General features: G+C 69.9%; 12 protein-coding genes and 1 pseudogene. All 13 read right to left on the bottom strand.

Features of this window, described 5'->3' with window-relative positions; genetic code table 11:
- Positions 1 to 4 precede the first annotated feature (4 nt).
- Positions 5 to 1,435 (bottom strand): ribosome biogenesis GTPase Der, encoded by a 1,431-nt coding sequence (gene der, locus P0W64_RS14940; RefSeq protein WP_275480934.1) that lies wholly within the window; start codon positions 1,433 to 1,435, stop codon positions 5 to 7.
- The gene (cmk, locus tag P0W64_RS14935) at positions 1,432 to 2,097 is read right to left on the bottom strand and encodes a (d)CMP kinase (RefSeq protein ID WP_275481013.1); all 666 of its coding nucleotides are present in this window, start codon (positions 2,095 to 2,097) and stop codon (positions 1,432 to 1,434) included. The genes der and cmk overlap by 4 nt, the downstream gene beginning before the upstream one ends.
- A 17-nt stretch (positions 2,098 to 2,114) precedes the next feature.
- A complete protein-coding gene (locus P0W64_RS14930; protein ID WP_275480933.1) occupies positions 2,115 to 3,113 on the bottom strand; it encodes a pseudouridine synthase in 999 nt (332 codons plus the stop codon).
- 25 nt (positions 3,114 to 3,138) lie between these two features.
- Entirely contained in the window at positions 3,139 to 3,852 is a 714-nt protein-coding gene (gene scpB / locus P0W64_RS14925) for an SMC-Scp complex subunit ScpB (protein WP_275480932.1), read from the bottom strand.
- On the bottom strand, positions 3,849 to 4,658 hold the full coding sequence (locus P0W64_RS14920; RefSeq protein WP_275481012.1) for a segregation/condensation protein A: 810 nt from the start codon (positions 4,656 to 4,658) through the stop codon (positions 3,849 to 3,851). Before P0W64_RS14920 ends, scpB begins: the two co-directional genes overlap by 4 nt.
- Positions 4,659 to 4,684: 26 nt before the next feature.
- Positions 4,685 to 5,578 (bottom strand): ParA family protein, encoded by an 894-nt coding sequence (locus tag P0W64_RS14915; protein WP_275481011.1) that lies wholly within the window; start codon positions 5,576 to 5,578, stop codon positions 4,685 to 4,687.
- A gap of 127 nt (positions 5,579 to 5,705) precedes the next feature.
- A complete protein-coding gene (locus P0W64_RS14910; protein WP_275480931.1) occupies positions 5,706 to 6,095 on the bottom strand; it encodes a PPOX class F420-dependent oxidoreductase in 390 nt (129 codons plus the stop codon).
- 70 nt (positions 6,096 to 6,165) lie between these two features.
- Entirely contained in the window at positions 6,166 to 7,104 is a 939-nt protein-coding gene (gene xerD, locus P0W64_RS14905; RefSeq protein ID WP_275480930.1) for a site-specific tyrosine recombinase XerD, read from the bottom strand.
- A gap of 100 nt (positions 7,105 to 7,204) precedes the next feature.
- A complete protein-coding gene (locus tag P0W64_RS14900; RefSeq protein WP_275480929.1) occupies positions 7,205 to 7,846 on the bottom strand; it encodes an NUDIX hydrolase in 642 nt (213 codons plus the stop codon).
- Positions 7,839 to 9,599, bottom strand: a complete 1,761-nt coding sequence (locus P0W64_RS14895) for a CTP synthase (RefSeq protein ID WP_275481010.1) — start codon at positions 9,597 to 9,599, stop codon at positions 7,839 to 7,841. The genes P0W64_RS14900 and P0W64_RS14895 overlap by 8 nt, the downstream gene beginning before the upstream one ends.
- 108 nt (positions 9,600 to 9,707) lie before the next feature.
- A complete protein-coding gene (locus tag P0W64_RS14890) occupies positions 9,708 to 10,643 on the bottom strand; it encodes a copper transporter (RefSeq protein WP_275480928.1) in 936 nt (311 codons plus the stop codon).
- Position 10,644: 1 nt separating this feature from the next.
- Positions 10,645 to 11,835, bottom strand: coding sequence for a putative cytokinetic ring protein SteA (gene steA / locus P0W64_RS14885; protein ID WP_275480927.1), 1,191 nt, complete (start codon positions 11,833 to 11,835; stop codon positions 10,645 to 10,647).
- Positions 11,836 to 11,934: 99 nt separating this feature from the next.
- A pseudogene (locus tag P0W64_RS14880) lies at positions 11,935 to 12,891 on the bottom strand (DNA repair protein RecN); the annotation flags it as partial.

The following is a 12,891-nucleotide window of genomic DNA, read 5'->3' as shown; positions in this document are numbered from 1 at the left end:
GCGACTACTTCCGCGCGCGCTTCTCGCGGACGCGGACGTTCACGCGCACCGGCGAGCCGTCGAACCCGAACTCCTCGCGCAGCCGCCGCTCGAGGAACCGCCGATACCCGGCCTCCAGGAAGCCCGTGCTGAACAGCACGAACGTCGGCGGACGCGTTCCGGCCTGCGTCGCGAACAGCACGCGGGGCAGCTTGCCCCCACGCAGCGGCGGCGGAGTCGCGGCCATGACCTCCTTGAGCCAGCTGTTGAGCCGGCCCGTCGAGATCCGCTTGTCCCAGGACTCCAGCGCCGTCTCGACAGCGGGCACCAGCTTCTGCACGGCGCGGCCGGTCTCGGCGGAGATGTTGACGCGCTGAGCCCACGGCAGTTGCACCATCTCGCGGTCGATCTCGCGCTCGAGTTGCAGGCGACGGTCCTCGTCGACGAGATCCCACTTGTTGTAAGCGATCACAACCGCACGGCCCGAATCGATCACCATCGACAGCACGCGCAGATCCTGCTCGGTGAGCGGCTGGGAAGCGTCGATCAGCACGATCGCGACCTCTGCCGCCTCGATCGCACCCTTCGTGCGCAATGATGCGTAGAACTCGTGGCCGCTCGCGTGGCTCACCTTCTTACGCAGCCCGGCGGTGTCGACGAACTTCCACACCTTGCCGCCCAGCTCCACGAGCGAGTCGACGGGATCGACGGTGGTGCCGGCGACGTTGTCCACGACCGAACGATGCTCGCCCGTCAGCTTGTTCAGCAGCGAGCTCTTGCCGACGTTCGGCTTGCCGACGAGCGCGACACGGCGCGGCCCGCGGCCGCCGGTGCCCTCTCTGGGCGTCTCGGGCAGCTTCTCCAGGATCAGGTCGAGCAGATCGCCGGTACCGCGCCCATGCGTCGCCGAGATCGTATGCGGCTCACCGAGACCCAGTGACCACAGCGCGGCGGCCTCGGCCTCCAGTTTGTCGTTGTCCACCTTGTTCGCGACCAGGATCACCGGCGCCTTGGAGCGCCGGAGGGTGCGAGCGACGGCCTCATCGGTCGCGGTCGCACCGACGACTGCGTCCACCACCACGACGATCACATCGGCCGTACGCATCGCCACCTCGGCCTGGGCGGCGACGGACTGCTGCAGCCCCTTCGCATCCGGCTCCCACCCGCCCGTGTCCTGGACCAGGAACCGGCGCCCCGCCCAGTTCGCCTCGTACGAGATCCGGTCGCGGGTCACACCCGGGACATCCTCGACGACGGCTTCGCGGCGGCCGAGGATCCGATTCACCAGGGTCGACTTGCCCACGTTGGGTCGCCCGACGATGGCCACCGTCGGTACCGGCGCCGCGTCGGCCTCCGCCTCGTCGGCCAGCTCGGCGAACTCCTCTGAGCTCCAATCGGATTCGTCGGACCACACGCCGTCCGCGTCGCCGCCGAAGTCCTGCAGCTCGTCGCTCACGACGTCACCCCCGTCCGCTCGTTCACCAATGCGACGATCGCATCTACGGTCTCGTCCAACGTCAGCCCGGACGTGTCCACCTGCTCGGCGCCGTCCGCGGGCCGCAGTGGCGACGCCTTTCGAGTCGAGTCCAACTCGTCGCGGCGCTGCACTGAGGCGAGCACCTCTCCGAGGTCACTCGGCAGGCCCAGCTCGAGGTTCTGCGCGTGCCGTCGCTCGGCGCGGGCCCGCGCAGACGCGGTGAGGTACACCTTCAGTGCCGCGTCCGGGAAGACGACGGTGCCGATGTCGCGCCCCTCGATCACCACGGGCGAATCGTCGTCGCCGGCGATCGCGCGCTGATAGTCGACGAGCCGCTCGCGCAGCGCCGGCACCGCCGACACCGCCGACACGTTCGCCGTCACATCGTCCTCGCGGATCCGGCGGGTGATCGACACACCGTCGAGCTCGACGATCTCCTCGGTGGGGTCGCAGCCCACGGCCAGCGGCAGGTCCCTGGTCGCGGCGTCGACGGCGTCGGCGTCGGCCGGATCGACCCCGGCGTCGAGGACGTGCACCGTGGCCGCGCGGTACATCGCGCCGGTGTCGAGGTAGCGGGCCGCGAGCCGCTCGGCGACGCGACGCGCCACCGTCGACTTCCCGGTCCCGGAGGGTCCGTCCATGGCGATCACGAGCGTGCTCACAGGCTCACCGCCTGGTACAGCGAGCGGACCTCGTCGCGCCCGAGGACCCGGAGTGTGCCGGGACGCTGGTCACCGAGAGCCACACTCCCGACGTGCGTACGCACGAGTCGCTCCACGGGGTAGCCGATCTCGGCCAGCAGCCGCCGCACCACGTGCTTACGCCCCTCGTGCAGAACAAGTCGCACCAGGGACTTGCCCTCCGAGACGTCGAGGACCGAGAACCGGTCGACCGCCACCAACCCGTCCTCCAACTCGACGCCTTTGCGCAGCTTCTTGCCCCACGTGCGATCGAACTCGCCCGTGACCCACGCGAGGTACGTCTTCGGCACCTCGTACGAGGGATGCATCAGGCGATGTGCCAGATCACCGTCGTTCGTCACCAGCAGCAGCCCCTCGGTGTCGGCGTCCAACCGACCTACGTGGAACAGCCGCTGACCTGCGGCGACGCGCTCCGCGACGATGTCGCCGACGCATGGCCGGCCGAGGTCGTCGCTCATGGTGGACTGCCAGCCCCGCGGCTTGTTGAGCGCGAGGTGGACCAAGTTCTCGTTGACGACGACGCGCACGCCGTCGACACGCACCACTGCAGTGTCCGGATCGACCCGGCGCCCCTGTTCGGTGACGATCTCACCGTCGACCTCGACGCGGCCCTCGGCGATCATGTCCTCGGCGACGCGGCGGGAGGCGACGCCGGCCTGCGCGAGCACCTTCTGCAGGCGCACGCCCTCGGCCACCTCGGACTCGGACTTCTGGCGCGGCTCGGGACGAGCACCGGGGTCGACGTTCTGCCGCCGCGCGGGCTTCGCGTTCGAGATGACGGGGACGGACGGCGCTGGACGTTCGACCTGTGCGGGCCGACGCTTCGGCGCGGCACCGCGAGATGCGGCACCGCGAGGCGCGTTCCCCTTGGGCGTGTTCCCCTTGCCGGCGGAACCACGATTCCTGAAGGGGCGGTTGCGATCCGGTGTGCCGTCACGGCGAGCGGGTCTGTTCATTTCTCTTCTCTTATTCGTCTTCTCGTCACGCGTCCGGGTCGAACGCGTCTGAGTCGCCGGGTGTTCCCGCGGCACGGCGCGCAAGGCGCGCGAACCTCGGGTCGGAGTCCAGGTCGCCGGAGAGGTCGTCGATGACGTCCACCTCAGGCAACAGCGGGCCGAGCGGAGGCAGCTCGTCCAGCGATCCCAGGCCGATCCGCTCCAAGAACAGCTCGGTCGTGGCGTACGCCGTCGCCGACGAGTCCGGATCCGTACCCGCCTCCGCGATCAGTCCCCTTGCCAGCAGGGTGCGCATCACGCCGTCGACGTTGACGCCGCGCACCGCGCTGACCTTCGCACGGCTGACCGGCTGACGGTACGCGATCACAGCCAGAGTCTCCAAAGCGGCGCGCGTCAGCTTGGACCGTGCACCGTCCAGGAGCAGCCGCTCGACGTAGGGCGCGTACTCGGCCCGCGTGTACAGACGCCACCCCTCGGCTGTCGAACGCAGGTCCATACCGGAGCCGCGTTCCGCGAGCTCGTCGCGCCACGCCCCGAGCTCCCTGCTGACCCGGTGCGGTGGTTGTTCGAGCGCGGCGGACAGCTGCCCGACGGTGGCCGGAGCGTCCACGACGAGCAGCAGCGCCTCGAGGGCTGCGCGCAGCTCGTCGTCGGCGAGCAGATCCTCCTCCGGCACCTCGGATCCATCGTTGTCCGGGCCGTCGAGATCCACGCCTCGCGACTCGTTCAGCTCGCTCATGACTCCTCGTCCTGCACTTCCACCTCGTCGTCGCGCTCGCCGGACCAGCGCACCCTGAGCTCGCCGAGCGCCTCGGGCTGGTCGAACAGGACGGCACGCTCCCGGTACAACTCCAGCAGCGCGAGAAACCGGGCGACGACCGCGACCCCAGAATCGCACCCCGAGACGAGCTCCGCAAAGCTCGCCCAGTGCCCGGGCGCGGCGCGCAGCATCTCCGTGATGATCTTCGCCTGCTCAGGCACCGACACCTTGGGCTCGTGTAGATGGCCGAGGCCGACCTCGGGCGGCTTCTTGGGAACGAACGCTGCGGCGGCGACGGTGGCGAACTCGGCGACGGACACATCGATCGTCACCTCGGGAACGAGGTTCTCGAACTGCGGCTCCAGTGATACCAGCCGCGGGTAGCGCCGGTTCGCCTTCGCCTCCAGCTGCGCCATGAGCTCGGCGACCTGCTTGTAGGCACGGTACTGCAGCAGGCGCGCGAACAGCAGGTCCCGGGCCTCGAGCAACGCCAGATCCTCGGGATCCTCGACCTCGCCCGCAGGCAGCAGCCGGGCCGCCTTGAGGTCGAGTAGCGTCGCGGCCACGACCAGGAACTCGGTGATGGCGTCCAGGCCCGCCTCGGTCCCCAAGCGCTTGGTATATGCGATGAACTCGTCCGTCACGACGTGCAGCGCCACCTCGGTGACGTCCATCCGGTGCGCGCCGATCAGGTTGAGCAGCAGATCGAAGGGACCCTCGAAGTTCGCGAGCTTGACCCGGAAACCGGTGGGCTCCTCGATCTCCTCGGGGTGCGGCCCGTCCACGACCTCGGCAGCCGTGCCCGGCTCGGTCACCCTTCCTCGCGCTGGATGACCTCGCGTGCCAGGGTGCGGTACGCGTTCGCTCCCGTCGATTTGGGAGCCCACGACGTGATCGGCTCCCCCGCCACCGACGTCTCCGGGAACCGCACCGTGCGTGAGATGGCCGTGTCGTAGACGGTGTCGCCGAACACCTCGACGACCCGCGCCATGACGTCGCGCGAGTGCAGCGTGCGCGAGTCGAACATCGTCACGACGATGCCGGCGAGGTGCAGCCGCGGGTTCAGCCGGTCCCTCACCTTGTCGACGGTGTCCGTCAGTAGCGCCAGGCCGCGCAGCGAGAAGTATTCGCACTCCATCGGGATGATCACCGAGTCCGCACACGCGAGCGCGTTGACGGTCAGCAGCCCCAGGCTGGGCTGGCAGTCGATGAGGATGTAGTCGTACCGGTCGAGTACCGGGTACAGCGCTCGCCCCACGGTCTGCTCGCGGCCGACCTCGTTGACCAGCTGGATCTCGGCTGCCGATAGGTCGATGTTCGACGGCAGGAGGTCGAGACCGTCGATGCGCGTGCGCAGTAGTACATCGTCGGCGGACACCTGCGACTCCATGAGCAGGTTGTGCACCGTGAGTTCGAGTTCGTGGTGCGCCACCCCGAGGCCTGCGGAGAGCGCGCCCTGCGGGTCGAGGTCGACGAGCAGCACCCTGCGCCCGTACGCCGCCAGCGAGGCGCCGAGGTTGATGGTGGTGGTGGTCTTGCCGACGCCGCCCTTCTGGTTACAGACGGCGATCACCTTCGCGGGCCCGTGCGAGTCCTTCGGCCGCGGCTCGGGGAAGTCGCGCAGCGGACGACCGGTGGGGCCGAGCGGCACGTCACCGTCCCCGCGCGCGGGGTGCGTGACATGGCGCAGTTCTCCCAGGTCCAGTCCCGGGTTGTCCGCATCCGGCGCTGTGGTCACCGTTCCCGCACCTCCTGGCCGTCGTTAGCCCCTACGCGCGTCCACCTTAATCGGAAGTGCGAGCGCTTCCAGGGACCCGGGCACCCGAGTCCGCTCACGCGTTCAGTTCGACGATCACCGCGGCCGTGTGATCGCCGCGGGCGATCACAGCCTTCAGGCGACCACCGAGTTCGACGGCCCAGGCGAGAGGGCCGTACTTGGCGCGCAGTTCCGAACGGACCTTGGCCAACTCGGGCCCGTCGAAGACGACGCGCGCGGTGCCCGTCACCGTCGGCGCGCCGGGGCGCACCCGACCGCGCATATCGCACGGAGTCAGCCGCACCTCCGGATTGTTCCGCAGCCGCTTCACCTTGCCCGCGTCCGGCGCAGTCGTCAGCCCCAGCCGCCCCTCCGGCAGAGGCACGATCCACACCGGGCTCGGCACCGCGACGCCGCTCTTGCGAAACGTCTCGAGGGACACGTACTTCTCTCGCGCCAGGCTCATGCCCCCATTGTGCGCGACTCGGCCCCGTGCACGCTGGTTCCGCCGACATATCGCGCTCATCCGCGCACGATCAGCGCAGTGCGCGCGGGTGCGCCTGCGCGTAGACCTCGCGCAGAGCCTGGACGGTGACGAGGGTGTACACCTGAGTCGTCGTGACGGAGGAGTGGCCGAGCAGTTCCTGGACCACACGGACGTCGGCGCCGCCGTCGAGCAGGTGGGTCGCGAAGGAGTGGCGCAGGGTGTGCGGCGACACCGGGGTGTCGATTCCGGCGCGCTCGGCGGCCGACGCGAGCACCTGCCACGCGGACTGCCGCGACAGCCGTCCGCCGCGGACGTTGAGGAACAACGCGGGCTCGCTGCGCCGCACGAGCGCCGGACGCCCCCGCACCAGGTAGGCGTCGAGCGCGGCGACCGCGGGCCTGCCGATCGGGACCACCCTCTCCTTGCCGCCCTTGCCATGCAGCACGACGGCCCGGTTCTCGGTGTCGATGTCGTCCACGTCCAGGGCCGTGATCTCGGAGATCCGCGCACCGCACGAGTAGAGGAGTTCCAGCAGCGCCCGGTCGCGCATCCGCGCGGGGGTGTCGGATGCGTCGCCGTCGCCGCCCGCGGCGTCGAGGATCGCAAGCACCTGCTCGACAGGCAGGGCCTTGGGCAGCCTCCGGCCGGGCGTGGGCGGGCGGATATCGCGCGCGACGTCCGCCGGTGTCATCCCCTCCGCCGCGGCGAACCGGTGCAACCCCCGCACCGCCACGAGGGTGCGCGCCGCCGAACTCGCGGCCAGGGGCGGGTGGTCGCCGTCTCCGGAGCGCAGCGCGACCAGGAAACCCCCGACATCGGCCTCTCCCACCGCTGCGAGATCCTCGATGCCGAGAGCGACGAGGTACTCGGTGTACCTGTCCAGGTCGCGTCGATACGAGAGCAACGTGTTGGTCGCGGCCCCGCGCTCCACGGTGAGGTGGGCCACGAATGCCCGGACCTGCTCCGCGAGCGCGGTCACGTCGCGCATCCCGTCACGAACCGAGTGCCGAGAGCGTCTCTCCCGTGCCTATACGGGATAGGCACTCTCAGACCGAGATTCGTGCGCCGGTCCGCGCGGCGCCGGCGGATCACTCGACCGGGCGGCCCTTGCGGGACGCGAACGCGGTCGGCCGGCACGGCCACGGCGCGTCGGCGGTGCGTAGCGGAGCGTCGTCGTCGGTGACCATGGTCGCGGCGAGGATCGCGGCGACAGAGGTCGAGTTCACGATCTCACCGGAGAGCACCATCTGTACGGCGTCCGGCATGTTGATCCACTCGACGGTCATGTCGAGCTCCTCGTCCTCCTGGTAGTCCGCGATGTGGCAGTACCGCAGGTCGGTAGCGAGGAACACGCGCACCATCTCGTCGGTGAATCCGGGCGACGGCGCCAGATCCACCAGGACGTGCCACTCGCGGGCCCCGAGACCCGTCTCCTCCGCGAGCTCGCGCTGCGCGGCCGCGTGCGGCGTCTCCGCGCCCGAGTGGTCCATCAGACCCGCGGGGATCTCCAGCATCCGGCGCCCCATCGCGTGCCGGTACTGGTTGACCATCGCGATCGCCCCGTCGGGGTTCATCGCGACCACCGCCACGGCGCCGTCGTGCTCGACGATGTCCCGCTTGGCGGTGCCGCCGCCGGGCATGGTCACCTCGTCGGTACGGACCGCGAAGATCGGGCCCTCATAGACCACGTCGCTCGTGACGGTCTCGAAATCGTGCAGTACGTCAGGCATCGTCGCCCTCTCCGCGTGGAACCTTGTCACCCTCCACGGTAGACCCGGCGCCGTCGTCCGCGCCGCCGTGTACATCCACGGGCAGGACCTCCTCCGCCTTGTACCTCAGTGCGGCGCCGACGAACGCTGCGAACAGCGGGTGGGGGCGGGTCGGACGCGACTTCAGCTCGGGGTGCGCCTGCGTTCCGACCAGGAACGGGTGCACGTCCTTGGGGTACTCGACGAACTCGACGAGATGTCCGTCGGGGCTGGTGCCGGAGAACTGCAGACCGGCCTTGGCGATGTCGTCGCGGTACGCGTTGTTCACCTCGAACCGGTGCCGGTGGCGTTCGGACACCTCCGTCGCACCGTACGCCTGCGCGACGATCGAACCACGTGTCAGATGTGCCGGGTACGCACCGAGGCGCATTGTGCCGCCCAGGTCGGCCTCGCCCGCGACGGCCCGCTCCTGATCGGCCATCGTCGAGATGACCGGGAACTTCGTGTCAGGATCGAACTCGGCCGAGGAGGCGTCACCCAGCCCGGCCTCCCGCGCAGCCTCGATGACGATGCACTGGAGGCCCAGGCACAACCCCAGCAGCGGGATGCCCCGGCGGCGCGCGTACCGGATCGCCCCGACCTTGCCCTCGATCCCGCGGATGCCGAAGCCGCCGGGGATCAGGATGCCGTCCACGTCTCGCAGCGCCGCCGAGGCGCCGGTCTCGGTCTCGCACTCGTCGGAGGGGACCCAGTCGATCTCCACTCGGGCCCAGTGCGCGAACCCACCGGCGCGCAGCGCCTCGGTCACCGACAGGTACGCGTCGGGGAGGTCGATGTACTTGCCCACCAACGCGATCCGCACGACCTCGCGCGGCTCGTGGACACGCCGCAGCAGGTCACCCCAGACCGTCCAGTCCACGTCCCGGAACGGTAGCCCGAGCTTGCGGACCACGTAGGCGTCGAGCTGGTTACGGTGCAACACCTTCGGCACGTCGTAGATCGACGCGGCATCCGGCGTCGAGATCACGCCGTCGACTTCCACGTCGCACATGAGCGCGATCTTGTTGCGCTGCCCCTCCGGGACCTCCCGATCGCAGCGCAGGATCAGCGCATCGGGCTGGATGCCGATGCTGCGCAGCGCGGCGACCGAGTGCTGTGTGGGCTTGGTCTTCAACTCGCCGGACGCGGCGAGATAGGGCACGAGCGACACGTGCAGGAAGAAGACGTTGTCGCGGCCCACGTCGTGACGCACCTGTCGCGCTGCCTCGAGGAAGGGCTGCGACTCGATATCGCCGACGGTGCCACCGATCTCGGTGATCACGACGTCCGGAGTGATGCCGTCCTCGTCGGCGTCGGCCATCGCGAGGATGCGCGCCTTGATCTCGTCGGTGATGTGCGGGATGACCTGCACCGTGTCCCCGAGGTACTCGCCGCGCCGCTCCTTGGCGATGACGGACGAGTACACCTGCCCCGTGGTGACGTTCGCGTAACCGGAGAGGTTCCGATCCAGAAAGCGTTCGTAGTGACCGACATCGAGGTCGGTCTCGGCGCCGTCCTCCGTGACGAAGACCTCGCCGTGCTGGAACGGATTCATGGTCCCCGGGTCCACATTGAGGTACGGATCCAGCTTCTGCATCGTGACGCGCAGGCCGCGCGACGTCAGCAACTGGCCGAGGCTGGAGGCGGTGAGCCCCTTCCCCAGCGAGGAGGCGACGCCCCCGGAGACGAAAATATGCTTCGTGGCTACACGAGCGAGGGGACGCGACAGAGGCAACGAGACTCCCGTGATTGAGCGGACAACCTGCATCATCTACGGGACTTCAGAGTAACACCTTCCGTGCAGAACGGTCCCCGCGGCGCGGCGCGGGAGGTGTCGCGCTCGTTACTTCACGGTCGGCGCCACACCCGAAGCGCCCTTACCCGTGCCGTAGGCGCCGTACCGTCCGTCGGCCGCCGAGGCCAGCGCGAGGGCCGTCGCCACGCGTCCGACGGCCGTATCCACGTCGTCGACTGTGCTCAGTGACCGGGTCAGGGCGCCGTCGCCGCGCACGACAGGAATAGGACCGCCGCCGTCGGCGGAGCCCGTACGTCCGGCGAGGACCGCGCCCGCGCCGTGGGCCGATATCGCCGACGCGAGCCGTCCGACGGCCTGCCCCTCGGATCCGCCGGCCGCGTCGACGCCACCACCGCTCACGACGACCGCGATCCGCCCGGGTGCGACGTTGTCGCCGTCGTACGTCACGAATCCCCCGTCGCGCAGCGCCGCCAGGGCATCGCGCCGCTCCCCCGCAGACGGCGCCTGAGCGCCCTGCTTCGCGAGCAGCAGCGCGCCGAGCAGGTCGCCCGCACGCGCCGCAGGATCGGCGCCCTTCAGAGTCGTCCCTTCGGGCGCGACCTGGTCGGCCACGCCGCGCAGACGCTCTGCCTGCCCGTCCGCATACAGGGTCCGGGTCAGCGTCAGCGTGCCCGTGACGTCGCCACCCGCCTGCTTGATGCGGTCGGACACGGCCGTCACGTCGCCGGAATCCGCATCCGCCGCGCGCACTACGACGACGGGGACGCCCTTCAGCCGGCCCGCGAGCAATGCGGCCGAGGTGGCTTCGGCGTATCCGTCACCGGCAGCGGCACGCGACTTCAGCGCGGAGTTCTCGGCTTCGAGCCGATCCACCTGGTCGTGTAGCGACGAGGTGACGCCCCCGTCGCCGGTGAACCGCGAGAGCACCCCGCCGCCGAGCGCGAGGCCGACCGCCAGTGCCACCAGCAGCGCCGCCCAGAACAGAGCCGGGCGGCGGGCACTGGGCCGTTTCAGGCCGGGCACGCTACAGGCGGTGGAACTGGTCCTGGACCCAGAGGGCGAACCGGTTCCACTGGTCGATGGCCCACTGCAGCACGTCGTGACCCTGGTTCGACACCAGCACCGCCACGACCACGGCGACGAGTGCGGCGAGGATGAAGAGGGCGATCGCGCCCGCATGGCCGCGCGACCGGTACAGCGAGGCGACGGCCTTGCCGTCCACGAGCTTCGTGCCGACCTTGAGGCGCGTCAGGAACGTCGACGGCGCGGACTCGCGACGGCTCGCGTCGAAGAACTCCTCCAGCGAAGCCGGATGGCCGACGGTGACGATCAGCGAGGCTCCGTGATGGTCGGCGAGGATCAGCGCGAGGTCGGCAGACGAGCCCGACGCGGGGAACGTCATCGCCCCGATACCGAGGTCCTGGATCCGTTCCAACCCGACGGCGTGCCCGTCGGCGTCGGCGGGCAGCACGACCTGCGCGCCACACCGGAGCGTGTTGGCGGCTACCTGCTCGGGGTCGCCGACGATGAGGTCGGGCCGGTAGCCCGCCTTCACGAGGGCATCAGCGCCGCGGTTCACGCCGATCAGGACCGGCGCGTACTCCTTGATGAAGGGCTTGAGCCGCTTCAGATCGGCTGCGTGGTCCTGACCGTCGGAGACGACGAGGACGTGGCGCTGATTCAGATTGACCTCGACGTCGGGGATGCCGACGCCGTCGATCAGCAGCGGCGACTCGACCCGGATGAACTCGATCGTGTTGCCGGAGAACGCCTCCAGGTGGTCGACCAGCCCGGAGCGAGCGGCGAGCATGCGCTCGGTCACGACGCCGTCGGACAGCGGCTCACCCTCGCCGAGCTCGCGCTCGCCCGCGATGATCCGGCCCTCGTCGACGCGGATCCGCTGGCCGTCCTTGACCTTGCGGAGGATGTCGGCGCCGACGTCGTCGACGAGGACGACACCCGCCGCGCTGAGTACCTCGGGCCCGAGGTTCGGGTAGCGGCCGGAGATGAACGGGGAGGCGTTGACCACGGCGACGACGCCCGCCTCGACCATCACCTCCGCGGTGGTCCGGTCGAGATCCAGGGCGTCGCAGACGACGATGTCGCCGGGGCCGATGCGCCGGAGGAGCCGGGTGGTCTCCTTGTCGACGCGCGCGGTGCCGGAGACACCGGGAAGATCGTCCACGGTGCGGGACAGCATGGCAGGCAACTTCATGCGTGTAATTCTGGCCCAGCAGTCACACGGATCCCAGTAGGCGCGCCGACAACATGAGTGTTTTCCCGCCTCGAGATTCACATCTGTCTCGAGAGCAACCTATGCGCCCGCGTGTGCTCCGGTCTGCGCGAGCTTGTCGTGCTCCGCGGCCTCGAGTAGTTCCTCGGCGTGTGCGCGGCCGGTGTCGGAATCGCCCATGCCGGCCAGCATGCGGGCGAGCTCGGCGATCCGCTCCTCGCGGGTCAGTGCCGTCAGCGTGGACGTCACGGCCCGTCGCTTTGCGGACCCGGTCATCTGCTTCCCGACGCTGAGGTGCGTGTCGGCGAACGCCGCCACCTGCGGCAGGTGGGTTACGACGATGACCTGATGGCGCTGCGCGAGCGCGGCGAGCCGCCGCCCGATCTCCACGGCGGCCTTGCCCCCGACGCCTGCGTCGACTTCGTCGAACACCATCGTCAGGCCCGACTCCGTCTGCGCGAGCACGACCTCGAGCGCGAGCATGACGCGCGACAGCTCGCCACCCGACGCGGACCGGCCGATCGGCAGCGGGTTCGCACCGTCGTGCGCCACGAGCCGGAACTCGACGAGATCCGTTCCCCGCCCGCCCGCGCGCACCGCACCGTCGGCGGCCGGGAGCGTGTGCGGTTCGCTCTCGGCCGCTACGTCCGGAGTCACGGACACGGCTATGGACGCGCCACCCATGGCGAGCTTGCGCAGCTCACCCGTGACCTTCTTGCCAAGCGTCCCAGCGGCCTTCGTGCGAGCGGCCGTCAGTTTCCTGGCGGACGCCGACACCGCGTCCTCCAGCTCGGTGACACGCGCGGTGAGGGCAGCGAGCCCCTCGGCCGACGTATCGATGCCGTCGAGACGCGCGCGGGCCTCGACGGCCCAGGCCAACACGCCGTCGATATCGGGCGCGTACTTGCGCGTCAGCGTCTTGAGCTCGGCCTGGCGCTGCAGCGTGTTCTCCAGCTCGGACGGATCCGACGGCAAGGCGGACAGATAGGCACCCAGCTCGGTCGCGACGTCGCCCGCGACGGTCGCCGCCTCGTCGAG

Source organism: Tsukamurella sp. 8F (assembly GCF_029167375.1).
Lineage (GTDB): Bacteria > Actinomycetota > Actinomycetes > Mycobacteriales > Mycobacteriaceae > Tsukamurella.
This window is presented reverse-complemented; position numbering and strand designations above follow the sequence as displayed.